This is a genomic window from Mesorhizobium sp. LEGMi-168a, assembly GCF_058312955.1.
Genome location: NZ_JBZEGV010000020.1, coordinates 1 through 23,443, shown reverse-complemented (window position 1 = coordinate 23,443; position 23,443 = coordinate 1). Strand labels below are relative to the sequence as shown.

General features: G+C 64.2%; 21 protein-coding genes and 1 pseudogene. 12 read left to right on the top strand and 10 right to left on the bottom strand.

The features are described 5' to 3' along the window. Window positions 1-72 precede the first annotated feature (72 nt). Window positions 73-735: an outer membrane protein gene (locus AC4FWB_RS23170; protein ID WP_491028556.1), complete on the top strand. Its 663-nt coding sequence runs from the start codon at window positions 73-75 to the stop codon at window positions 733-735. 83 nt (window positions 736-818) lie between these two features. On the opposite strand, the gene AC4FWB_RS23165 is transcribed toward AC4FWB_RS23170, so the two are convergent. The 3 genes from AC4FWB_RS23165 to AC4FWB_RS23155 form a co-directional block, all read right to left on the bottom strand. Then, window positions 819-2,192, bottom strand: coding sequence for a glutamate--cysteine ligase (locus AC4FWB_RS23165; protein ID WP_491028555.1), 1,374 nt, complete (start codon window positions 2,190-2,192; stop codon window positions 819-821). Window positions 2,193-2,395: 203 nt separating this feature from the next. Beyond that, window positions 2,396-3,130: a 16S rRNA (uracil(1498)-N(3))-methyltransferase gene (locus tag AC4FWB_RS23160; protein WP_491028554.1), complete on the bottom strand. Its 735-nt coding sequence runs from the start codon at window positions 3,128-3,130 to the stop codon at window positions 2,396-2,398. A 31-nt stretch (window positions 3,131-3,161) separates the two neighbouring features. After that, a complete protein-coding gene (locus AC4FWB_RS23155) occupies window positions 3,162-3,809 on the bottom strand; it encodes a hypothetical protein (protein ID WP_491028553.1) in 648 nt (215 codons plus the stop codon). 87 nt (window positions 3,810-3,896) lie between these two features. On the opposite strand from AC4FWB_RS23155, the gene AC4FWB_RS23150 reads away from it, so the two are divergent. From AC4FWB_RS23150 to AC4FWB_RS23140, 3 genes are all read left to right on the top strand, one after another. Beyond that, window positions 3,897-4,601, top strand: a complete 705-nt coding sequence (locus AC4FWB_RS23150) for a type 1 glutamine amidotransferase (RefSeq protein WP_491028552.1) — start codon at window positions 3,897-3,899, stop codon at window positions 4,599-4,601. 335 nt (window positions 4,602-4,936) lie between these two features. Continuing rightward, on the top strand, window positions 4,937-6,232 hold the full coding sequence (locus tag AC4FWB_RS23145) for an MATE family efflux transporter (protein WP_491028551.1): 1,296 nt from the start codon (window positions 4,937-4,939) through the stop codon (window positions 6,230-6,232). A 547-nt stretch (window positions 6,233-6,779) separates the two neighbouring features. Then, window positions 6,780-6,920 carry a hypothetical protein gene (locus tag AC4FWB_RS23140; protein ID WP_124997890.1) on the top strand — a complete coding sequence of 47 codons (141 nt, stop codon included), beginning with the start codon at window positions 6,780-6,782 and terminating at the stop codon, window positions 6,918-6,920. A gap of 52 nt (window positions 6,921-6,972) precedes the next feature. Here AC4FWB_RS23140 and AC4FWB_RS23135 read toward each other — a convergent pair whose 3' ends face one another. Genes AC4FWB_RS23135 through AC4FWB_RS23125 form a run of 3 tightly spaced genes read right to left on the bottom strand, consistent with a single transcriptional unit; the run spans window position 6,973 to window position 9,764 of the window. Beyond that, window positions 6,973-7,743, bottom strand: a complete 771-nt coding sequence (locus AC4FWB_RS23135) for a metallophosphoesterase (protein ID WP_491028550.1) — start codon at window positions 7,741-7,743, stop codon at window positions 6,973-6,975. 58 nt (window positions 7,744-7,801) lie between these two features. Next, window positions 7,802-8,938, bottom strand: coding sequence for an alpha-hydroxy acid oxidase (locus tag AC4FWB_RS23130; RefSeq protein WP_491028549.1), 1,137 nt, complete (start codon window positions 8,936-8,938; stop codon window positions 7,802-7,804). Between the two features lie 22 nt (window positions 8,939-8,960). Next, window positions 8,961-9,764, bottom strand: a complete 804-nt coding sequence (locus AC4FWB_RS23125; protein WP_491028548.1) for an FCD domain-containing protein — start codon at window positions 9,762-9,764, stop codon at window positions 8,961-8,963. Window positions 9,765-9,977: 213 nt separating this feature from the next. Between AC4FWB_RS23125 and AC4FWB_RS23120 the strand changes: the two genes are divergently transcribed. The 4 genes from AC4FWB_RS23120 to glcF all read left to right on the top strand — a co-directional run bounded on the left by AC4FWB_RS23120 (window position 9,978) and on the right by glcF (window position 15,874). Beyond that, on the top strand, window positions 9,978-11,300 hold the full coding sequence (locus AC4FWB_RS23120; protein ID WP_491028547.1) for a DUF3422 family protein: 1,323 nt from the start codon (window positions 9,978-9,980) through the stop codon (window positions 11,298-11,300). A 282-nt stretch (window positions 11,301-11,582) separates the two neighbouring features. Further along, window positions 11,583-13,079: an FAD-linked oxidase C-terminal domain-containing protein gene (locus AC4FWB_RS23115; RefSeq protein ID WP_491028546.1), complete on the top strand. Its 1,497-nt coding sequence runs from the start codon at window positions 11,583-11,585 to the stop codon at window positions 13,077-13,079. Window positions 13,080-13,332: 253 nt separating this feature from the next. Next, window positions 13,333-14,538, top strand: coding sequence for an FAD-binding protein (locus AC4FWB_RS23110; protein WP_491028545.1), 1,206 nt, complete (start codon window positions 13,333-13,335; stop codon window positions 14,536-14,538). Window positions 14,539-14,548: 10 nt separating this feature from the next. After that, the gene (gene glcF, locus AC4FWB_RS23105; protein WP_491028544.1) at window positions 14,549-15,874 is read left to right on the top strand and encodes a glycolate oxidase subunit GlcF; all 1,326 of its coding nucleotides are present in this window, start codon (window positions 14,549-14,551) and stop codon (window positions 15,872-15,874) included. On the opposite strand, the gene AC4FWB_RS23100 is transcribed toward glcF, so the two are convergent. After that, entirely contained in the window at window positions 15,875-16,795 is a 921-nt protein-coding gene (locus tag AC4FWB_RS23100) for a bifunctional 5,10-methylenetetrahydrofolate dehydrogenase/5,10-methenyltetrahydrofolate cyclohydrolase (protein WP_491028543.1), read from the bottom strand. It abuts the gene before it with no gap. A 337-nt stretch (window positions 16,796-17,132) separates the two neighbouring features. Then, entirely contained in the window at window positions 17,133-17,870 is a 738-nt protein-coding gene (locus tag AC4FWB_RS23095) for a L,D-transpeptidase (RefSeq protein ID WP_491028542.1), read from the bottom strand. 216 nt (window positions 17,871-18,086) lie between these two features. Between AC4FWB_RS23095 and AC4FWB_RS23090 the strand changes: the two genes are divergently transcribed. Next, a complete protein-coding gene (locus AC4FWB_RS23090) occupies window positions 18,087-18,725 on the top strand; it encodes a DNA-3-methyladenine glycosylase I (RefSeq protein ID WP_491028630.1) in 639 nt (212 codons plus the stop codon). An 82-nt stretch (window positions 18,726-18,807) separates the two neighbouring features. On the opposite strand, the gene AC4FWB_RS23085 is transcribed toward AC4FWB_RS23090, so the two are convergent. Beyond that, the gene (locus tag AC4FWB_RS23085; protein ID WP_491028541.1) at window positions 18,808-19,044 is read right to left on the bottom strand and encodes a hypothetical protein; all 237 of its coding nucleotides are present in this window, start codon (window positions 19,042-19,044) and stop codon (window positions 18,808-18,810) included. A 497-nt stretch (window positions 19,045-19,541) separates the two neighbouring features. On the opposite strand from AC4FWB_RS23085, the gene hisS reads away from it, so the two are divergent. The 3 genes from hisS (at window position 19,542) to hisG (ending at window position 23,140) form a co-directional block, all read left to right on the top strand. Continuing rightward, window positions 19,542-21,053, top strand: a complete 1,512-nt coding sequence (gene hisS, locus AC4FWB_RS23080; protein WP_491028540.1) for a histidine--tRNA ligase — start codon at window positions 19,542-19,544, stop codon at window positions 21,051-21,053. A 270-nt stretch (window positions 21,054-21,323) separates the two neighbouring features. After that, window positions 21,324-22,445, top strand: coding sequence for an ATP phosphoribosyltransferase regulatory subunit (locus AC4FWB_RS23075; RefSeq protein WP_491028539.1), 1,122 nt, complete (start codon window positions 21,324-21,326; stop codon window positions 22,443-22,445). Continuing rightward, complete coding sequence (gene hisG / locus AC4FWB_RS23070) at window positions 22,442-23,140, top strand: ATP phosphoribosyltransferase (RefSeq protein WP_491028538.1); 699 nt, start codon at window positions 22,442-22,444, stop codon at window positions 23,138-23,140. Before AC4FWB_RS23075 ends, hisG begins: the two co-directional genes overlap by 4 nt. Window positions 23,141-23,257: 117 nt before the next feature. On the opposite strand, the pseudogene AC4FWB_RS23065 reads toward hisG, so the two are convergent. Further along, window positions 23,258-23,443, bottom strand: a pseudogene (locus AC4FWB_RS23065) (hypothetical protein); the annotation flags it as partial.

Below are 23,443 nucleotides of genomic sequence, written 5' to 3'. Positions count from 1 at the left end.
AATCGCTGTCGAAGCTGCGGCATGTCTGTTACTGGGGATTGGGGAACTGCTCATTGGATGGGAAGTGGGGCAATGCTGAAATTGAGACTGGTTTCGAACCGGCTGCTTTTGGCAGCCATCCTGACTGCGCCCGCGGCGTCCGCCTTCGCGGCCGATCGGATAGCGGCAGTGACCGATATCCCAGCCTACAACTGGAGCGGCGCCTATGTCGGCGCGGATCTGGGCTACAGGTTCAACGGTGGCTATATCGACGAGTTCGATGACCACTATTACACCAAAGGTGTCCTGGGTGGAGTGTTTGCCGGCTACAACTGGCAGGTCGACCAATACGTGTTCGGCGTCGAAGGCGATTGGAGCTGGACGTCGAACAGCCTCAAGGATACGGATTTCGCCCCTGGCTTCTCCGCCAGCATAGACGATATCGCAACCATCCGCGGCCGTGCCGGCGTTTCCTTTGATCGCTTCCTCGTCTACGGCACAGCCGGCGTGGCCTTTGCCAGGCAGACCTATGAGGGCAGCGGCCGAGGCCCGGCATTTTCCGACAGTGAATGGCACACTGGCTGGGTCGCGGGCCTGGGTAGCGAGGCCTTCGTGACACAGAACATTACCGTCCGTGCCGAATACCTTCACGTCGATCCCGGCAAGACCTCATACAATGTCGGGGGTGGCGACTATGACGCCGACGTGAAGGCAGCCGACATCTTCCGTATAGGCGCCGCCTTCAAGTTCAACTGACCGCACAGGCCGGACGAGCATGGCACATTGCGGCCGGCTTCCGCGGCCCGAACCTATGCGATTTTTCGTTTGGGTCGGCAGCCCTAATACGCATATTCCATGAACACCGGTTCGATCGAGCCGCCCCAGCGCGTGTGGTAGGCCGACAGCATCTCCTCGGCGCTGGTGGTGCCGCGCGCCACCACCTCGTCGAGCGTGTTGAGGAATGACGTCTCGTCGTAGCCGTCGCGGTTCTTCTTGGCGCGGTTCTTCAGCCCCATGCGCGAGATGGCGAGCACGTCGCGGGCGACGTCGCGCAAGGTGGCGTTGCGGAAGGGCGCCGAAATGCCATGCTCCGGCACAGCATTGCGCATCGCCAGCGCTTCCTCATAGGTCCAGCTCGAGGTCAGCGTCTCGGCGGCGTCCAGCGCCTGCTCGTCGTAGAGCAGCCCGACCCAGAATGCCGGCAGCGCGCAGATGCGCCGCCACGGTCCGCCATCGGCGCCGCGCATTTCGAGGAAGCGCTTCAGCCGCACATCAGGGAAGAGGGTCGACAGGTGGTTCGCCCAGTCGCCCATCGTCGGCAGTCCATCTGGTACTTCGTTGCGCGCGGCGCCCGCCATGAACTGGCGGAAGCTGTAGCGCGTCATGTCGTGATACTGCCCGTCGCGGATGACGAAATACATCGGCACGTCGAGCGCCCATTCGACATAATCGGCGAAGCCGAAATCGGGTGCAAAGCAGAACTCCAGCATGCCGGAGCGCTGGTTGTCGGTGTCGCGCCAGATGTCGCCGCGCCAGCTTTGCAGCCCATTCGGATGGCTCTCGGTGAAAGGCGAATTGGCAAACAGCGCCGTCGACAACGGCTGCAGCTTCAGCGACACCTGCATCTTGCGCCGCATGTCGGTCTCGCTCTCGAAGTCGAGGTTAACCTGGATCGTGCAAGTGCGGTACATCATGTCGAGGCCCTTCGATCCGACCTTCGGCATGTAGCGGGTCATGATCTCGTAGCGCGACTTCGGCATTTTCGGCGTTTCGGCGAGCGACCATTTCGGGCTGCCGCCGAGGCCGAGGAAGCGGATGCCCAGCGGCTCGGCGATCTCGCGCACCTGCGCCAGATGCGCGTTGCCCTCGCGGCAGGTCTGGTGGATCGATTCCAGCGGTGCGCCGGAGAGCTCGAACTGCCCGCCCGGTTCCAGCGAGATCGCGCCCTGGCCTGTCGGCTCGACCAGGCCGATGATGCGGCCAGCATCCATGATCGGATCCCAACCGAGCTTTTGCTGCATGCCTTCGAGGATGGCGCGGATGCCGCGCTCCCCGCCATAGGGCACCGGCGCGTTGCCGTCGACATAGAAGGGGAACTTCTCGTGCTCGGTGCCGATCCGCCATTTGTCGCGCGGCTTGTTGCCCGCGGCCAGATAGCCGACGAGCTCGTCGATGCCTTCGATGGGCTGGGTATCGGTTGTGTCGCGCGCCATGAAGCCCCTCCAAGCGCATGCCCGGAAATCAACCTCGATTTCCGCCGGGCATCCTGCGCAAGATATTAATGCTACAGCGTTCTTAGCACACCAAAAAAGGCGGCGTGGCGCTGCAGGGGCCGGACGGCCGCCGGCGCTAGATGGACGAAATGTCAGCAGCCGATCAAGCAAAAAATCCTGAGCCACGCCTCAACAGGATTTGATCACCAGTCGCCGATCGTCGCCTGCATCATGGCAAGCGCCGCCACCGCAGCCGTATCGGCGCGCAGGATGCGCGGCCCGAGCGGAATGGCGGTGACGAAGGGCAACGCCCTCAGCATTTTGCGCTCGTCGTCGGAAAATCCGCCCTCCGGTCCGACCAGCAGCGCGAGTTTTTTCTCACTTACCTTCTGCAAGGCCGGCAGCGGATTGTTGGTCGAGGCATCCTCGTCGCAGAAGATCAGCCGCCGTTCCTTGTCCCAACTGCCGAGCAGCCGCTCCAGCTTTTCCGCCTCGCGCACGTCCGGCACGGCCAGGATGCCGCATTGCTCGGCCGCCTCGACGACATTGGCGCGCAGCCGCTCGATACCGGGCTTTGCCACTTGTGTGTGCTGGGTGATGACCGGTTGCAGGAGGCCTGCGCCCATCTCTACCGCCTTCTGCACCAGATAATCGAGCCGGCCCTGCTTCAGCGGCGCGAAGCAATAGACCAGATCGGGCAGCGGCGGCTGCGGCCGCTGCAGGGAAAGCACCTTGAGCCGGACCGCCTTCTTGGATCTGGCGGCAATCGCCGCTGACCATTCGCCGTCGCGGCCGTTGAAGAGAAGAAGCTCCGCGCCTTCGCCGAGCCGCAGTACATGCGCGAGGTAGTGGCTCTGCTGTTGTCCGGCATCGAATTCGAGGTCCGGCCCGAGATCGTCCGGCACGAACAGCCGTTGCATTTTGTAATTGGCGCGCATGGCCGAGCAATGGGCGAGGCGTAGCTTGCCGTCAAGTATCGGCGGATGGGTGCCAGACCGGCGTGTAGCCTTGCCCCAGCACGGAAACACTCGTGGCGGGCGTGAGCAACCGCAGCGAGCGCTCGGACAGGCGGTTGAACGGAACACGAGCGGCATAGCCCGCGAACGACCATCCGAAGGCATTGCCGTCGCGGAGCGCGTAAGCAGTGCCGCCGTCGGCCACCATCGTCCCGTCCGGTAGCCCGGCAAGCCCTTCCGCGGTGACCGCTGGCGGCCGCCCACCCGAGGCCAGTCGTTCCTTGTGCAGCCGCTTGTCGACCATCGGCGCGCGCGGCTCGGCAACACCGAAGGCTTCGCCGAAACGGCTCACGAAATCGGTCGCCCGTTCGCGCCGGCAGAAGAAGCAGGGCCGGTGCCCGGCGGCCAGCGCCGTCACCTCGTCGAGGAAGAACAGCTCGGTCCAGCCGGCTTTACCTCCGAGCCGGTTGCGTCCCATCGGCTCGCGCCGCACATTGCGGAATTCGCAGGCGCAGATGATCCAGGCCGGCAAGGCCCAGCGCTTCTTCAGAAGCGTCTTCGTTGCGGGATCGTGGATGATGCCGCGATTGCCCATGAACAGGCCGCGCTCGGGCACGGCATGGATGGCGCCGAACGGATCGACCCGGTTCTGCAGTGGCATAGCTTTTCTCTCCGGCACGCAGCTTGGCTGAAATGCAGAGGGCATGATATCGCTCGCCCCAGTATTTTCATGTCAGCAGGATTTTCCATGCGGGTGCTGGTGGTCCAGAACTACGACAATACCGGCCTTGGCCAGGTCGGCGCCGCTCTTGCCGAGGCTGGCGCCGAACTCGACCTGCGCCGTCCCTACCAGGGCGACCCGCTGCCGCGGGACGCGAACGGTCACGATGCCTTGGTGGTGCTGGGCGGCGGGCAGAATGCGCTGGCCGACGAGGACTATCCCTATTTTCCCGCCTTGCTCGAACTGACGCGCGATTTCGCCGGCAAGGACCGGTCGGTGCTCGGCATCTGCCTGGGCGGCCAACTGCTCGCCCGTGCCTTCGGAGCTGAGAACCACATCGGCAGGGCGGTTGAATTCGGTTGGTGCGGCGTATCGCTGACGGATAAGGCCAAGGCCGACCCCGTGCTTGGTGCGCTGCCCGAAAAATTCCCGATCTTCCAGTGGCACGACGATACGTTCGACCTGCCTGAGCAGGCCGTACGGCTCGCCGGCAACGATGTCGCCCAGAACCAGGCCTTTCGCATCGGCCGCGCCGTCTACGGCTTCCAGTTCCATTTCGAGGCGGATCGCCCGCTTGTGCGCGACTGGAGCACCTCCTTCGCGCCGCTGATCGCCGACCGCCATCCCGACTGGGCCGCCAAGCTCGACGGTGAGATGGCCCGCAACGGGCCGGACGCCGACGCAGCCGGTTTGGCGATTGCCCGCGCCTGGGTGGCGACGATCTGGTGGTGAAAGCCTGACACTCGGTACCCGCTTGGAATGGCAGGGAACGACCTCAATGTCGGTGGTTCATCGTTTGATCGGTCCGCTTTGAAAGCTGCCGTTGGGATAGAGCTTGGACCTTATCTGTTTTAGGAGAAGGTCTATAACTGTCGCGAGTTTTGGGGTTTTTGCGACAAGGAACGGTCGATCGCAGAAGACAGGGCGCAAAAAAGGCGCTGAGTAGACCCGGGTTCAGGTGGGAGATGGTATGCTGAGAGCCAAAATGAACCTGGGATTGTGCGACGGTGACTGAGCTTCAAATAAGCAAGGGAGTTCGACCTTTCGAAGTAACAAACCGAATGGTCATGGCTATTTCGGTTCCGATGGCCTTCGCGTCGTTGAGCACACCCTTGCTAGGCATCGTTGACACCGCCGTGGTCGGGCAGTTTGGCAATGCGACCTTGATCGGTGGTCTTGCTATAGGCTCCACCGTCTTCGGTTTCGTCTTTGCCTCGTTCAATTTCTTGCGGACTGGCACTTCGGGGCTGGTTGCTCAGGCATTCGGACAAGGTGACATTGATGAGCAGCAGGCGGTGTTCTGGCGTGCGATAGTCATAGCATTGGCGCTTGGAATACTGCTCATCGCTGCATCTCAGCTCATTAAAGGGGCAGGACTGCTGTTCATGCAGCCCTCGCCGGATGTTGCTAAGGCGATGTCAACTTATCTATCTATCCGCCTGCTCTCGTCGCCGATGGCGCTAGTCAATTATGCCGTGCTTGGTGTCTTGCTCGGCCGGGGAAGGGCAATGCTGGGCCTTTCGATTCAATTCCTGCTGAACGGCGTGAACATGGCCATGTCGATCTGGCTTGGCCTTGCTCTCAAATGGGAGGTTGCTGGCGTAGCTTGGGGAACCGTGACTGCTGAGAGCGTCGCGGCTGCCGCCGGAATGGTGGTCGTGACGGCATCGTTTCGACGGTCTCCACTGCCAACGACCCGCTCTATCTTGGACCGGGCCGCCCTTGGTCGCTTGTTCTCGATCAATCGCGACATCATGATCCGTTCGTTCTTGCTACTCACGGCTTTCGCATTCTTTACGCGGACGGGCGCGCAACTAGGGCCGGTTGCCTTGGCCGCCAACGCCATCCTCTTTAAGTTCTTTCTGGTAGCCAGCTTCTTTTCCGATGGCTTTACGACGGCGGCCGAACATATATGCGGTCGCGCGATCGGAGCGAATTACCCACCAGCTTTTCATCGTGGGGTTCAGCTAACTCTTCTCTGGAGCATGGCGCTCGCGGTCGCCCTAGCCTTGGCCTTCTTCCTTATGGGAGGCCGTCTAATTGCGATCATGACGAATGCCCCGGATGTTCGCGCCGAAGCATCGACTTATCTGCCATGGGCGGCGTTAACGGCGGTTTCGGGGTTTCTCGCGTTTCAATTGGATGGCGTATACATCGGGGCAACGTGGTCGCACGATATGCGCAACACGATGGCGTTCGCGCTCATCTCCTACCTTGTGATCCTATTCGCGGTGTTGCCAACGCTTGGAAATCACGGCCTTTGGCTGGCCCTTAATATTTTTCTTCTGATGCGGGGCCTGTCTATGCTGGCGGTCCTTCCTCATCGAACCAGGAAGGCATTTTCGGAAAACTGTCTCCTTTAAAGGGCGAGAACTAGAGCAGTGCTTTTCAACGCCTTTGTCGCGCAAGTCCTAAGTTTCGCGACAAAATCGCTGGCACTGAATTTTCGGGGAAATTTCCGTCGCAAAAGTTAGGTGCGAAAGTCGAGGTTGAGCGGCCGATTGCTGCGGCACTCGAAGGGCCGCTTTGCTCTTTGCCTCCCCAAAAGCTGACTGACTGCTTTCCACCCCAGGCGCTGTTGTCTTCGGGTACCAAGTGTCGGGTTTTCACCACTAGCACGCGGCGGGCAAGACTTTGCCCGCCATACGGCGTGACATAATTGGCACGCGACGGCGGTTCCGCCTGGGGAAAACCTGCTTCCTCCTTGGCTTGTGCTCGCTCGCCATCTTAGAAGGCGCCCGCCCTGTATCGTCCGTGCAACCGCGATGAACCTTCTGTGTGATCCAAGCGACACACCGGCGATACAGAATCTGCTTAGAAGCGCGAAATCGTCGAAACATTGAGACGCATTTTATCGTTTCAACGCATTGGTAACCGCCTCGTGCACAGATGCAGAAAGCTCAACTAGAGATGACGTCCGTGAAAGCAGCGCTTTTGTCTTTTGTCATGCTGTCTGCCATCGTCGTGTGCGGCCTCGGCATCTATTCTGCCGACGCGGCCAACAATCATCAGGCCGTCGACGGCTACGGCGTCACCGCCGCGCTTCGCTAAAGCCTGATCCTTCCCGACACACGGAAAGCTGATCCCTTGGTCGGGATCATGGCTAGAACGACTTTCCCTCGACCGTCAGGATACGCTTTTCCGCGTCGACAACGGCCAGCGCGCTCAGTGTTCCCGATTGCCAGGCGAGCGTGTCGACATTGACGCGGTTGGCCATCACTTCGGCCTCCGGCACCGGCGTGTGCCCGTGCACGATCACCTTCGGATAAAGCCCGGGATGGTCGTGGAAGGTGTCGCGGATCCAGATCAGGTCCTGCAGGCTCTGGCTTTCGAGCGGAATGCCGGGCCTGATGCCGGCATGACAGAAGAAGAAGTCGCCGAAGGTCACTGAAAAGTGCAGCAACCTCAGGAAGTCGACATGGGCTTGCGGCACCGCGGCGACCAGTGCCGCGTGCCCGTGCGCCAGCACCTCGTCCGGCTTGTCGAACCAACTGCTGCCTGCGGAAAGCTTCACGCCGTATGACGCCGCGGTCTGGACCCCGCCATAGCGCATGAACAGGCCATCCGGATCGGGACGGTCGAGAAAATCAAGGAAGCCGATATCGTGATTGCCGGCGAGCATCACGTTGCGCGGATCACGTTTCCGTGCCTCGATCAGGAAATCGATGACGCCTTTGGAGTCGGGCCCCCTGTCCGTGTAGTCGCCGAGATGGATGATACGCCAGTCAGACGACGGTGCGTGTTGGAGTTCGCCCTCGATCCGGCGGTGCATGGCGGCGAGAAGGTCGTGACGGCCATGCACGTCGCCGATCGCATAGAGCCGCATGCCGTCCGGCCCGCGCGCGTCGAGATAGTGGATGCCTGTCTCAGTCAAAGAGCGTCTTCCCGTGTCGCCTTCACGGGGAAACTAGGGCGGATCGGTGAACAAGCCCCTAGCGCCGCAACTGATCCTTGCCCATATCGGTCACCAGCCGCTTGCCGCACAGCGCCAGCGTGATGTCCATCTCCTTGCGGATGATCTCCAGCGCCTTGGTTACGCCTGCCTTGCCCATCGCGCCGAGCCCGTAGAGGAAGGGCCGGCCGATATAGGTGCCCTTGGCGCCGAGGCAGAGGGCCTTGAGCACGTCCTGACCAGAGCGGATGCCGCCATCCATATGCACCTCGATTTTGTCGCCGACCGCATCGGCGATCTCTTCCAGCACCGAGATCGAGGAGGCGGCGCCGTCGAGCTGCCGCCCGCCATGGTTGGAAACGACGATCGCGTCCGCCCCAGTCTCCGCCGCCATCAGCGCGTCCTCCTTGTCGAGAATGCCCTTCAGGATCAGCTTGCCGCCCCAGCGCTCCTTGATCCAGGCGACATCCTTCCACGACAGCTGCGGGTCGAACTGCTCGGTAGTCCAGGACGACAGCGAAAAGACGTCGCTGACGCCCTTGGCGTGGCCGACGATGTTGCGGAAGGTCCGGCGTGGCGTGCCGGCCATGCCCAGGCACCAGCGCGGTTTGATGGCCAGGTCGATGATGTTGGCGAGCGTCATCTTGGGCGGCGCCGATAGCCCGTTGCGGATATCCTTGTGGCGCTGGCCGAGGATCTGCAGGTCGAGCGTCAGCACCAGCGCCGAGCATTGCGCGGCCTTGGCGCGGTCGATGAGATTGAGCACGAAATCCTTGTCGCGCAGCACGTAGAGCTGGAACCAGAACGGCTTCTTGGTCACCGAGGCGACGTCCTCGATCGAGCAGATGCTCATCGTCGACAGCGTGAACGGCACGCCGAACTCCTCCGCCGCTTGCGCCGCCAGCATCTCGCCGTCGGCATGCTGCATGCCGGTCAGCCCGGTCGGGGCCAGCGCCACCGGCATCGCCACCTTCTGGCCGATCATCGTCGATTCCAGCGAGCGGTTGCTCATGTCGACCAGCACGCGCTGTCGGAATTTTATCTTGCCGAAATCCTCTTCGTTGGCGCGGTACGTGCTCTCTGTCCAGGCGCCGGAATCGGCATAGTCGAAGAACATCTTCGGCACCTTGCGGCGCGCCAGATCCTTGAGGTCGGCGATGGTGAGGATGTCGCTCATGGTGGTCCCCGCTGATCGATGCTTAGGAGCGTTTGCGTGTGGGTTCGATGTCGCCGGCTTCCGAGCGCTGCCTGAGCCTCAGCCGCGAGACGCGCTGCCAGTCGCCGCTGCGCTCGGCTTCCGCCATGGAGCGCTCGACATAGGTGATGTGGTCCATTGCCGCCTTGCGCGCGGCGATGGGATCTGCCGCCTTGATTGCGGCGTGGATCGCCCGGTGCTGCTCAAGCAGCGCCTCGCGGGCGCCGGGAACGGTGAACACCAAGAGCCGGTTTTGGAACACGCCCTCGGAAAGCAGCCGGTAGCAGGAGCGCAGCGTGTGCAAAAGGATGATGTTGTGCGCGCATTCGCAGACCGCGTGATGGAACTCGACGTCGATTTCCGCTTCGTCGTCGAAATCGCCGGTCCGGTGCGCCTCGTCCATGCGCGCCATGATGCGGTCGAGCAGCGCCAGATCCTCCGGCGTCGCACGCCGCGCCGCATATTCGGCCGCCACCGCCTCGATCTCGCGCCGGTATTCCAGATAGTCGGTCACCGCCTTGCGGTGCGTGGAGATGAGATCGGTCACCGGCCTGGTGAAAAGCTGGCCGATGACGTCGGCAACATGCGTGCCGCCGCCAGGCCGGGTCGTCAGCAGCCCGCGCGCCTCCAGCGCTTTCAGCGCATCGCGCAGGATCGGCCGCGACACGTCGAACTGTCGCGCCAGCTCGCGCTCGCCGGGCAACCGGTCGCCGGTGCGCAGCACGCCTTCGAGGATCAGGTTCTCGATCTGCTGCACCACCTCGTCGGCGGTGCGCGAATGCTCGATCCTGGAGAAGATATCGCTCAACGGAGGGGCGCCTGGGAACGGAACGGATGGCGCGCAGATTAAAGCCTCTGTCACCAACTGGTCAAATTATTTATCCAATTCGCCGGACCCGGTCGGTTTCAGCGCAGCGCCCTTGCATCGGCGGCTGCTAAAATTTGCTGTTTACGTGCCTTGCCGATTGCCGCAGGGAGAACGCCATTGCACGAAGGGTGGTCGAAACCAGGGGGACCAGACGTGTCGGACGAGACGTCCAATCTCGAATTCCAGTCGCGCGCCCAGGGCAGCGTCATGGGCTTTCCGGCGCATGAGGGCCGCCCCGGCGCATTGGGCGAAGTCCATGCCCGGCCGCATCCGCTCGTCGAGAAGCCGCGCGTGCTCATCCAGCTTTCCTTCATGACCGAGGGCGGCTCCGGCGTCGACCATGCCGTGCTGTCGGAACTGTCGCGGCGCCTTGGCATTGCGGCCCCCGAGCGTCATGCCCGCCACCACGCCATGAGATGGGGCAAGGGCACGCTGCGCTGGGAACGGCACACGGAATTTTCCACCTATCTCTGGGAAGGGCCGCTTGCCGAAAACGGCCGTGGCCAGGAGGATTCGCCCTTCGGCAACGGTTTTTCGCCACCGGGAACGGTGATTTCCGGCATCCGGCTCGAAATCCGCAAATGGACGCAGGCGAGCGAGAAGTTGATCGCCGGCTTCGATCCCACCAGCCTGTGCTATTCGCTTGTCGAGCGAGGGGCGGCGGCCATCGTCACCGACTTCCGCCAGGACGGCGACGGCCTGACCCGCATGCTGGTGCTCGACCGCGGCCTGACGCCGGCCAGCACCGGCGCCTTGTCGCAGCGGCTGATCGACATCGAGACCTACCGGACGCTTGCCATGCTTGGCCTGCCGCTGGCGCTGACGCTGTCAGGCCGCGCCCGCCGCATCGAGGACCGGCTGGCGCAGACCACGCTGGAAATGAAGGCGGTAGAGACCCGCGACAGCCAGAACTTGCTTGCCGACCTTACCGAACTTGCCGCTGAGCTCGAGGCCGATGCCGCCTCCAGCCTCTACCGCTTCGGCGCCAGCCGCGCCTATGACGGCATCGTCACCGAGAGGCTGGGGGCGCTGGAGGAACAGCCGGTGCAAGGCTACGACACCTGGGCTGGCTTCCTGCAGCGGCGCATGGCGCCGGCCATGCGCACCTGCCGCTCGGTCGAGGAACGCCAGGCCAACCTGTCGCGCAAACTCACCCGCGCCACCACGCTGCTGCGCACCTGGGTCGATGTCGACGTCGAGAAGCAGAACCGCGACCTGCTCGCGTCGATGAACAACCGCGCCCGGTTGCAATTGCGCCTGCAGCAGACCGTCGAAGGCCTCTCGGTCGCCGCCGTCTCCTATTATGTCGTCGGCCTCATCGGCTATGTCGCCAAGGGCGCCTCGACCTTCGGCCATGCCTTCGCGCCGGAAGTCGTCACGGCAGCTTCCGTGCCGGTCGCCATCCTGCTCGTCTGGTGGGGCGTGCGCCGCGTGCGGCGCATGCACTCCGAGCCGGCAAAGCATCCTGGCGAATAATCTCCCCCCTTGAGGGGGAGATGTCGCCGAAGGCGACAGAGGGGGTCGCCGCGCGTCGAGCGCCAACGCCTCCCAACGAGAGACCACGTTGGCACTTCACGCGCTAGGACCCCCTCTGGCCGCTATGCGGCCATCTCCCCTCGAGGGGGAGAAGCCAGCGGCAGATTGCCGCTGCGGAACCTCGGCCATCGTTCGCTATCCCATTCCGACCAAAGCAGCGTTTGCAACGAATGGTCCTAGCTGGTAAAAGATTTTGACCAGTCAAGCCAGATGAGGCTGTCCATGTCCGGCCTTGCCATGCCTAAGCCAGACGCCGAGACGATGCGCCGGCGCGCCGAGATCGTCGCCGACATGCGCATCATCGTGCCGGGCGAGGGCGTCGTCGACACGGCCAACGAAATGCGCGCCTTCGAGAGCGACGGCCTCACCGCCTATCGGCAATTGCCGCTGGTGGTGGTGCTGCCGGAAACGGTGGCGCAGGTCTCGCGGGTACTAAAATACTGCAATGAGCGCAACATCCGCGTCGTGCCGCGCGGTTCCGGCACCTCGCTGTCAGGTGGGGCGCTGCCGATCGAGGACGCGGTGCTTCTGGTGATGAGCCGCTTCAACCGCATCCTTGCAATCGACTATCCCAACCGCGTTGTCGTCGCCCAACCGGGGGTCACCAATCTCGGCATCACCACCGCCGTCGAGCAGGAGGGCTTTTACTACGCCCCCGATCCATCCTCCCAGATCGCCTGCTCGATCGGCGGCAATGTCGCGGAGAATTCCGGTGGCGTGCACTGCCTGAAATACGGGCTCACCGCCAACAATGTGCTCGGCATCGAGATGGTGCTGATGAATGGCGAGGTGGTGCGGCTCGGCGGCAGCCATCTCGACCAGGAAGGCTATGACCTGCTCGGCGTCATGACCGGCTCCGAAGGCCTGCTCGGCGTCGTCACCGAGGTCACGGTGCGCATCCTGAAGAAGCCGGAGACGGCGCGCGCGCTTTTGATCGGCTTTCCGACCAGCGAACAGGGCGGCCAGTGCGTCGCCGACATCATCGGCGCCGGCATCATCCCGGGCGGCATGGAGATGATGGACCGGCCGGCGATCCACGCGGCGGAGGATTTCGTCCATGCCGGCTATCCGCTCGATGTCGAGGCGCTGCTCATCGTCGAGCTCGACGGGCCGAGCGTCGAGGTCGACCACCTGATCGGCCTCGTCGAGGCGATCGCCTACAGGAACGGCTCGACCACCTGCCGCATCTCGCAGTCGGAAGAGGAGCGGCTGAGTTTCTGGGCCGGGCGCAAGGCGGCCTTCCCGGCGGTCGGCCGCATCTCGCCCGACTATTACTGCATGGACGGCACCATCCCGCGCAAGGAACTGCCGCGGGTGCTCGCCGGCATGCGCGACCTCTCCGAGAAATACGGACTTGGCGTCGCCAATGTCTTCCACGCCGGCGACGGCAATCTGCACCCGCTGATCCTCTATGACGCCAACGTGCCGGGCGAGCTCGACAAGGCCGAAAGTTTTGGCGCCGACATCCTGCGGCTTTGCGTCGAGGTCGGCGGCGTGCTCACCGGCGAGCACGGCGTCGGCGTCGAGAAGCGCGACCTGATGCCCGAAATGTTCAACCAGATCGACCTCGACCAGCAAATGCGCGTCAAATGCGCCTTCGACCCCAACCATCTGCTCAACCCCGGCAAAGTCTTCCCGCAGCTCCGCCGCTGCGCCGAGCTGGGGCGCATGCACGTGCATCGCGGCCAGGTGGCTTTTCCGGATATTCCGAGGTTTTGATGGGGGTTGAAATTCACACTCCGGCGTTCTGTCGCGCCCCCCTCTGTCCTGCCGGACATCTCCCCCACAAGGGGGGAGATCGGCTGTCATCGCGGCCTTCGCTAATCTCCGGCGTTGCAAGTGAGGCGCGGTCGCACAAGCTGCCAATCTCCCCCCAAGTGGGGGAGATGTCCGGCAGGACAGAGGGGGGCGCGAAGGAACGCGGCCTAACTCTTCTCCCCCGCGTTGCGGGGGCGAGGAAAGGCGCTTACCCATGACCACCTTCACCCCCGATACTCCCGCCGAAATCCTCTCCACCATCCAATGGGCGGCGGCCGAAGAAACACCGCTGGAGATCCTCGGTCACGGCTCCAGGCGCGGCATCGGCCGCCCGTTGCAGACCGAGCACACGCTCGACCTGTCGAAACTCGTCGGCGTCACCCTCTACGAGCCGGCCGAGCTGGTGCTCTCGGCAAAGGCCGGCATGCCACTCGCCGAGGTCGAAAAATTGCTCGCCGAGAACGGCCAGCAATTCGCATTCGAGCCGATGGATTATGGCCTGCTCTTCGGCGGCGAGCCGGGCAGAGGCACCATCGGCGGCGTGCTGGCGTCGAACCTGTCCGGCCCGCGCCGGCTGAAGGCAGGCGCGGCGCGCGACCATATTCTTGGCATTAGCGCCGTCTCGGGCCGAGGCGAGGCCTTCAAGTCGGGCGGCCGCGTCGTCAAGAACGTCACCGGCTACGATCTCTCCAAGCTGATGGCGGGGAGCTGGGGCACCCTGGCCGTGCTGACCGACGTCACCTTCAAGGTTCTCCCTGCTGCCGAGACCGAGGTGACTTTGGCCATCCGTGGTCTGCTCGACGATGCCGCGGTTGCCGCCATGGCGCTGGCGCTAGGCTCCAGCGCCGAAGTCTCGAGCGCGGCGCATCTGCCGGAGCGGATCGCCGCGCGCGTCGCCGATGGCAAGCTCGGCAGCGACGCGGCTACACTGCTGCGGGTCGAGGGCTTTGGCCCGTCGGTCGTCTATCGCATCGAGGCGCTGAAACAACTGCTCGGCAAGGCCGGGCCGCTGGAAGAGATCGCGGGCGAGGCGTCAAAAACCATCTGGCGCGACATCCGCGATTGCGCACCTTTCGCCGATGGCGGCACCAGGCCCGTGTGGCGCGTCTCGATGGCGCCGTCGCAGGCGCATCATATGGTCATGGCGCTGCGCATGCAGGCGGCTGTCGACGCATTCTACGATTGGCAGGGCGGCTTGGCCTGGTTGTCGATGCGCGATGACGACCCGGAGGCAGGGCTGCTGCGCGGATTGATCCGCAAACATGGCGGCGGCCATGCGACGCTGGTCCGTGCCGCGGCCTCGCATCGCGCGGCTCTGCCGGTGTTCGAGCCGCAGCCGCCGCATCTGGCGGCGCTGTCGGCGCGGCTCAAGGCCGAGTTCGACCCGCAGCAGATTCTCAACCCCGGCCGCATGGCCTAGGAACTAAGAGATGCAGACCAACTTCTCCGCCGCACAGCTCGCCGATCCGCACGTCGCGGAATCGGAAAAGATCCTGCGCAAATGCGTGCATTGCGGCTTCTGCACCGCCACCTGCCCGACCTATGTGACCTTGGGCAACGAGCTCGATTCCCCGCGCGGCCGCATCTATCTCATCAAGGACATGCTGGAGAACGGCCGCCCGGCCGACAAGGAGATCGTCACCCATATCGACCGGTGTCTCTCCTGCCTTGCCTGCATGACGACATGCCCCTCGGGCGTCAACTACATGCATCTGGTCGACCATGCCCGTGCCCATATCGAGCAGACCTACAGGCGGCCGTTGCTCGACCGGCTGACACGCGCCATGCTGGCTTTCGTGCTGCCCTATCCAGGCCGCTTCCGCGCCGCGCTGAGGCTTGCCGGGCTCGGCCGGCCGTTCATAGGCCTGTTCGAGAAGCTGCCGGCGCTGAAGCCGGTCGCAGCCATGCTGAAGCTCGCGCCGTCGTCGATCCCGCCGGCATCGCCGCTAGCCTCGCCCGGCGTCCATGCCGGGCAGGGTGTAAAACGTGGCCGCGTCGCCATCCTCACCGGCTGCGCGCAATCGGTGCTCGATCCCGCCATCAACGTGACCACCATCTCCTTGCTGACCAGGCTCGGCGTCGAGGTCGTGGTGCCGGAAGGCGAGGGCTGCTGCGGCGCGCTCGTCCATCACATGGGCCGCGAGGATCAGGCCCTTGCCTCGGCGAGGCGCAATGTCGACGCCTGGACCCGCGCCATCGATCAGGGTGGGCTCGACGCCATCATCATCACCGCATCGGGCTGCGGCACGACGATCAAGGACTACGGCTTCATGCTGCGCCTCGATCCCGCCTATTCGCAAAAGGCCGCGCGCGTTTCGGCTTTAGCCAAGGACATCACCGAATATCTCGCCACCCTCGACATGCCCGAGCCGGTGCGCAGGCCCGGCACGATCGTCGCCTATCATTCCGCCTGCTCGATGCAGCACGGCCAGAAGATCACCCGCCAGCCGAAGGAGCTTCTGACCAAGGCGGGCTTCGTCGTGCGCGAGCCGCGCGAAGGCCATCTCTGCTGCGGCTCGGCCGGCACCTACAATATCCTGCAGTCCGAGATTTCGGCGACACTGCGCGACCGCAAGGTCAGGAATATCGAGGCGACCGGCGCCGAAATTGTCGCCACCGGCAACATCGGCTGCATCACCCAGATCGCGTCCGCCGCCAGGCTGCCGGTGGTGCACACGATCAAGCTGCTCGACTGGGCCTATGGCGGCCCGAAGCCGGAAGGCGTTTCAGACGCGAAGCTGGTCGCCGCCGAGTAGTTATTCCGCCGCGAGCTTGTCCGCCACGCCGTAGGTCGCGCGGTAAAGCGCGCGCTGGCGGTTGAGCGCCACCATCGTGTTGCGCAGCAGGATCGCGACCGTCAGCGGGCCGACGCCGCCCGGCACCGGCGTGATCCAGGAGGCGACCTCCTTGACGCTTTCGGTATCGACGTCGCCGACGATGCGGCTTTCGCCGTCCGGGCCGATTTCCGAATTGATGCCGATGTCGATGACGCAGGCGCCCGGTTTCACCATGTCGGCCTTGATTAGCCGCGGCTTGCCGACGGCGACGAACAGCGCGTCGGCGCGCCGTGCGTGCGCCGCGACCGACCGGGTCATGTGATGGCAGACCGTCACCGTCGCGCCTTCGCTCATCAAAAGGAAAGCGATCGGCTTGCCGACGATCTCGGAATGGCCGACGACCACCACCTCGAGCCCCTTGAGGTCGAGGCCGGTTTCCTTGAGCAGCTCGACCGAGGCCGCCGCCGTGCAGGGTGCCAGATCGAGCTGGTTGTAGACGATGTTGCCGATCGAGGCCGGATGCATGCCCTCGACGTCCTTCAGCGGATGCACCGCCGCCTGCAGCGTCTTGATCGGGATGTGCGCCGGCACCGGCCGCTGGATGATGATGCCGGTGACGCGCGGGTCGGCGTTGAGGCCGTGGATGGCGGCTTCCAGCTCGCCCGCCGTGATGTCGGCGGCAAAGCGCCTTTCCTCGAAGCCGATGCCGGCAAGCCCGGCCTTGGCGCGCTGGTTGCGCACATAGACGTCGACCGCGTCGATGTCGCCGACGGTGATCGAGACAAGCTTCGGCGGAAAACCTTCGGCGGTGGCGATTGCCGCGTCCTCGCGCACGGAAGCGATGATGCGCTGGGCGACCGGACCACCCTTGAGATAGCGGCTGTTGTCGGACCGGGACATAGTTCGAACCTTTGGTGGGGCGATTGTGCGCTGCAATAGCAGAGCATGGCCCGGAAATCAGCCCTGAAAACGAAACACCGTGCTTCCGGGGCGACCTGTCGCAGTCGTGACGACAAGGTCGCACCTGGGGTGACGACCAGGTCGCATCGGCACGAAAGCGTAAAGGGCAGCGCGGTTGCCCGTGCTGCCCTTTCGTGACTGGCCGTATCCCCACACGGCCCGTCCCCCGTTAACTCATTACCAGTCTAAGCACGTCTCCCAAAAGCGCGCTATGGCTTGAGGGCAACACTACGCGCCAAAACTGCTTGGCGCTGCCTAACCGGCTGATTCGCATTCACTATATCACCTCGACGGTCGTTCCGACATTCACACGCTCGTAAAGATCGACGACGTCCTCGTTGCGCATGCGGATGCAGCCGGATGATACCGCGCCGCCGATCGTCCAGGGCTGGTTGGTGCCGTGGATGCGATACTCGGTGGTGCCGAGATAGAGCGCGCGCGCGCCGAGCGGGTTGTCGATGCCGCCGGCCAGATAGGTCGGCAGGTAGCGGCCCTTGGCTGCCTCGCGCTTGATCATCACCGCCGGCGGGCGCCAGTCCGGCCACACCTTCTTGTCGGTGATCTTGTGCGTGCCCGACCACTCGAAGCCGGGCTTGCCGGTGCCGACGCCGTAGCGCCGCGCCTTGCCGTTCTTCTCGACCAGATAGAGGAAATTCTGGTGGGTATCGATGACGATGGTGCCCGGTTTCTGCGCGCCGTCATAGTCCACTTCCTGCGGCAGGTAGATCGGGTCGATCTGCGGCCGCATCACCATGCGTTTGGCGGGCTGCTGCACGGCCGCCGTCCGCTGCCGGTCGGGCTGGGCCTGGAAAAGCCGCCGCATCGGCTGCTGCGTTGCCTGCCGGGTTGGGCGCACGACGCCCGGAGCGTGGCCAAGCTGCAGCACCCAGGGCGCCGAAAGGTCGGGGCTCACCATCACCGGCGGCCTGTCGGCATAACGGTCGGCGAAAGAGGTCGTCGCGCCGGCGGCAAGCACCGCCACGGCGCCAAGCAGGGAACAAAACGCTGTCTTCATCGGAACGCACCTTGATCGTCGAACTCGTCCGAGGCGGGGAAGAGGCCTCGGGTGTCGCGATCCTTGGCGCGGAGCCGCAAGCAAAACATGAATCGGAATGCGTAAAATGCCGGTTTGTCAGTAAACATTTCGGTGTGGTTACCGGCCGGTTCAGGAATCTGGTAAAGCCACGGTAAAACCGGCGCTGACGCGCATTAACGAACGGATTTGCTAGTGATGGGACATGAAAATGCCGGCCTGCTCGACGGCCCCGACGGTATCGCGCGCTGCTTCTGGCACGGCAATCTGCCCGATTACCTCCACTATCACGATCATGAATGGGGCCGGCCGGTGGCCGACGACCGCCGGCTGTTCGAAAAGATCTGCCTCGAAGGTTTTCAGTCGGGCCTTTCCTGGCTCACCATCCTGCGCAAGCGCGACAATTTCCGCGAGGCCTTCGCTGGCTTCGACTTCGACAAGGTGGCTCAATTCACCGACCAGGATGTCGAGCGCCTGCTCGGCAATGCCGGCATCATCCGCCATCGCGGCAAGATCGTCTCGACCGTCAACAACGCCAAACGGGCGCGCGAGATGGTCGATGAATTCGGCTCGCTGGCGGCGTGGTTCTGGAAGTTCGAGCCTGGTTCCGATGAGCGGCCCGAAATCGTCGACCTCGCGCATCTGCGCGCCAACCCGACGACGGCGGTCTCGGTCAGGATATCGAAGGAATTGAAGAAGCGCGGCTGGAGCTTCGTCGGTCCGACCACAGTCTACGCCTTCATGCAGGCGATGGGGCTGGTCAACGATCACCTCGAAGGCTGCGTCTGCCGGGCCGAGGTGGAAACGGAACGGAAGACGTTCAAAAGGCCGAAGTGAGTGCTTTTCCCTTCTCCCCGTTGACGGGGAGAAGGTGCCCGAAGGGCGGATGAGGGGCGGCGCGTACTTTCGAGATGACAAATCACGCGCCGCCGGCGCCGGCCAGAAACAGCCCGGCAATGATGGCCGCCACGGCCGCGAAGGCCGGGTAGATCACCAGCAGCCCGGTCACCAGCGCGTCGCGCACCGTCGGCTTGCGGGCTTCCGCCGCAACCTCGAACGGCCCGGCCGGCTGCTGCGCAGGCTTGAGCGCGGCGCTGCCGGCTGGCCGCAGCCTGGCTGGCTTACCGCTCTCTATGATGTCGTGCGCCGTGGTCATGACCCCGAACCCCTTGTTTCGGCGCGTTTTATCGTCTTCGATTGTGTCTGCAGCATGCCGCAGCCATGGCGGAATTGTTTCGTTTTTGGCGGGGTTTTGTTTCGAAAGGCGTTGGCCTCTCGAAAACTTCGAAGGACGAAGACTGGCACTAATGTTCGTTCGCTCGGCGCTGCCCCTCACCGCCCTGCCGGGCACTTCTCCCAGTATAGTGACGGGGAGAAGGACGCCGTCATCGCCGGTTTCGCCGATCGCCTACATTGGAGCAATGGCGCACGCGCCGAAGTCTCCCCCTTCTCCCCGTCACTATACGGGGAGAAGGTGCCGGCAGGCGGATGAGGGGCGGCGCTGCGCCGGCAAATTATCGAACGGCTTCGGTTCCTGGCGGGCCGGGCCGCAAACTCTTGCCGCACCAAGCCGCATCGGTTAGGACACGCCCGCCGCAGGAAGCGGTAGCTCTATTGCCTATCGAGCGCCACGAAACACTGAGTACTCATCCCATGGCCGACAAATCGGAAAAGACGAAAGCGCGGCTGCCGCGCGGTTTTGCAGACCGCAGCGCCGAAGACATCCGCGCCGTCGAGAAGATGATGGCGACCATCCGGAGAGTCTATGAGCTCTACGGTTTCGAGCCGGTCGACCAGCCGATGATCGAATACACCGATGCGCTCGGCAAATTCCTGCCCGACCAGGACCGGCCGAACGAGGGCGTGTTTTCCTTCCAGGACGACGACGACCAGTGGCTGTCGCTGCGCTACGACCTGACAGCGCCGACGGCGCGCTTCGTTGCCGAGAATTACGACAGGCTGCCGAAACCCTATCGAAGCTATCGTTCCGGCTGGGTGTTCCGCAACGAGAAGCCCGGCCCCGGCCGCTTCCGCCAGTTCATGCAGTTCGACGCCGATACCATTGGCACGCCGGGCGTAGCAGCCGACGCCGAGATGGCGATGATGATGGCCGACGTGATGGAAGCGCTAGGCATCAAGCGCGGCGATTATGTTATCCGCGTCAACAATCGCAAGGTGCTGGACGGAGTGTTGGAAACGATCGGTCTCGCCGGAGACGAAAATATCGGGCGCAGGCTGCAGGTGCTGCGGGCCATCGATAAGCTGGATAAGTTTGGGCCGGAAGGCGTGAAGCTCTTGCTCGGCAAGGGTCGCTGGGATGGCGGCAAGGAAGGGGAGGGCGATTTCACCAAGGGAGCCGGACTGGATGATGTTCAGACCGAGGCGGTTCTTTTTGCCACCGCGAAGCCAGATCGGGCCAGCGAGGGCCACCAAGATTCTGCTGTGAGAGCCAGCCAATTCTTCAATGACGGTCTTGCGGAGTTGTCCACTATTGAAGCGCTGGTCAGAGCAGCCGGGTACGGGGAGGATCGTATCGTGATGGATCGTTCCGTCGTGCGCGGCCTGGAATACTACACCGGCCCGGTCTTCGAGGCCGAGCTGCTGGCCGAGATTCCCAACGAGGACGGCCAGATCGTGCGCTTCGGCTCGGTCGGCGGCGGCGGCCGCTATGACGGGTTGGTCTCGCGCTTCCGCGGCGAGCCGGTGCCGGCGACGGGCTTCTCCATCGGCGTCTCCCGGCTGATGACGGCGCTGAAGAACCTCGGCAAGCTCGACACCTCGGACGTGGTCGCTCCGGTCGTCGTGCTGGTCATGGACAAGGACACGGAAAGCCTCGGCCGCTACCAGAAGATGGTCGCAGAGCTCCGCGCCGCCGGCATCCGCTCCGAAATGTATCTCGGCGGCGCCGGCATGAAGGCGCAGTTGAAATATGCCGACCGCCGCGGCAGCCCGGTCGCCGTCATCCAGGGCGGCGACGAGCGCGCCAAGGGCGAGGTGCAAATCAAGGACCTCATCGAAGGCGCGCGCCTGTCGGCCGAGATCACCGACAATGCCGAATGGCGCGCCGCGCGCCCGGCGCAGGCTACGGTGGCGGAGGGCGATCTGGTTGGTGAGGTGAGGAAGATTCTCGCTGCGCAGGCCGAGGAGCGGGCACGTGGAAAGTAGAGGTCGCGTTCCTTCGCGCCCCCCTCTGTCCTGCCGGACATCTCCCCCACAAGGGGGGAGATCGGCAGCTTCACTGTCGGCGCCGGTCTTGCAGCGTTTGCGATTGGCGAAAGCAGAGGCGACAGCCAATCTCCCCCCAAGTGGGGGAGATGTCCGGCAGGACAGAGGGGGGCGTCGTAGAGCGCCGACCTTGGCCGCTCCCCTCATCCGGCGTGGCGCGGCGCGCCAATCCACCGTCTCCCACAAGGGGAGTAGGGAAGGGCGTGCCGCATGACCTCCCGCTACCCCGCCATCGCCGCCGACATCGTAAAACTCTTCGCCGCGCGCAGCACCCACGCGGTCGAAGTCGCCGTGCTGCAGCCCGCCGATCCGTTCCTCGACATGGCGGGCGAAGACCTGCGCCGCCGCATCTTCCTCACCGAGAGCGAGACCGGAAAGACGCTGTGCCTGCGGCCCGAATTCACCATTCCGGTCTGCCTCGACCACATCGCCAGCCAGGCCGGCACGCCGCGCCGCTATTCCTATCTTGGCGAGGTGTTCCGCCAGCACCGCGAGGGTGGCAACGAGTTCTTCCAGGCCGGCATCGAGGATCTTGGCGACCGCGACACGGCCGCCGCCGATGCCCGTTCGCTGGCCGACGCGCATGCACTGCTCTCGCTGACGCTGCCCAAGCAAGCACTCGCCATCACGCTCGGCGACCAGACCGTGTTCGAGGCGGTGCTGGCGGCGCTCGGCCTGCCGCGGGGCTGGCGCATGCGGCTGGCGCGCGCTTTCGGCTCGGCGGCGATGCTGGAAGCCGCCCTTGCCGATCTCGCCAACCCGCCGCGCAACACCCAGCTCTCGGGTCCGGTGGCCACGCTGGTGCTCGATGGCGATGCGGGAGCTCTTGCCGAGCATATCGCCGCCGGCATGGAGGAGGCCGGGCTGTCCGCTTCATCCGGCCGCACGCCCGCCGACATAGCGCGGCGGCTGATCGAGAAAGCGCAACTGCGCAGTGTGCGATTGTCCGACGAGGCGTTCTCGGCGCTGAAAGGCTTTCTCGAGATCGATGTCGCGCTGGGTGGCGCGACCGCAGCACTCGAAAAATTCGCCGCCGACACCGGCCTGTCGCTGGGCGCGGCGCTGGAGAATTTCGCCGCCCGCGCCAAGGCGATCGAAGCGCACGGCCTGCCGATAGCGGAAATTCGCTATGACGCCGCCTTCGGCCGTCCGCTCGACTATTACACCGGCCTCGTCTTCGAGATCGTGGCCGAGGGCGGCGACCGGCCGCTGGTGGGCGGCGGCCGCTACGACAGGCTGCTGACGCTGCTCGGCGCCAAGAAGCCTATCCCCGGCGTCGGCTTCTCGGTCTGGCTCGACCGCATCGAGGCCTTGCGGGAGGGCGCGCGATGATCACGCTGGCGATCCCGTCGAAAGGCCGTCTCAAGGAGCAGTCTCTCGAAGTGCTGGCCAAGGCCGGCCTCGCGGTCACCCTGCCGCAGGACGACCGCAAGTACCGCGCCCGCATCGACGGCCTCGACAATGTCGAGGTGGCCTTCCTCTCCGCCTCCGAGATTGCCGGCGAGATCGGCCAGGGCGCGGTCGATCTCGGCATCACCGGCGAGGACCTGCTGCGCGAGAACCTCGCCGACTGGGAGGCGCGCGCCGAGATTGTCGCCCGCCTCGGCTTCGGCCATGCCGATGTCGTGGTGGCGGTGCCCGACATCTGGCTCGACGTCGACACCATGACCGATCTCGACGATGTCGCCGCCGATTTCCGCCAGCGTCACGGCAGGCGGCTCAGGATCGCCACCAAATACTGGCGGCTGACGCAGCAGTTCTTTTCGTTGAAGCACGGCATCCAGGTCTACCGCATCGTCGAGAGCCTCGGCGCCACCGAGGGCGCGCCGGCGGCTGGCCTGGCGGACGTCATCGTCGACATCACCACCACCGGCTCGACGCTGCGCGCCAACCACCTCAAGGTGCTGGGCGACGGCGTGATCCTGCAGTCGCAGGCCTGTCTGGTCGCTTCGAAGAAGCAGCGTGATGCGGCTGATAGGGCGGTCCTGCTCGACATTGCGGCGAAGATGGCGTCAGTGGAGAGATAGCGGGCCGAAGTCGGCGCTGCCCCTCATTGTCCTGCCGGACATTTCTCCCCGTTAACGGGGAGAAAGAAGCTGGCCGCGGTCTCCGCATTCTTTCTGCGACGTTGGTAGTTGGCGAAATCAGCGGCGACGCTGTCCAGCCGATAGATGGGTAACACTTTGAACCGGATACATGGGTGACAGTTTTCCCCCTGAGTTTGTGTCCGCCGCGGCGCCATCTGGTCGGGGTTGGATGGGGCTGCGGCGGACCAGTTTCTTGTGTCTGCCGTCGATGATGCCGAGCGGGTGGGCATAGAAGCGGAGCGC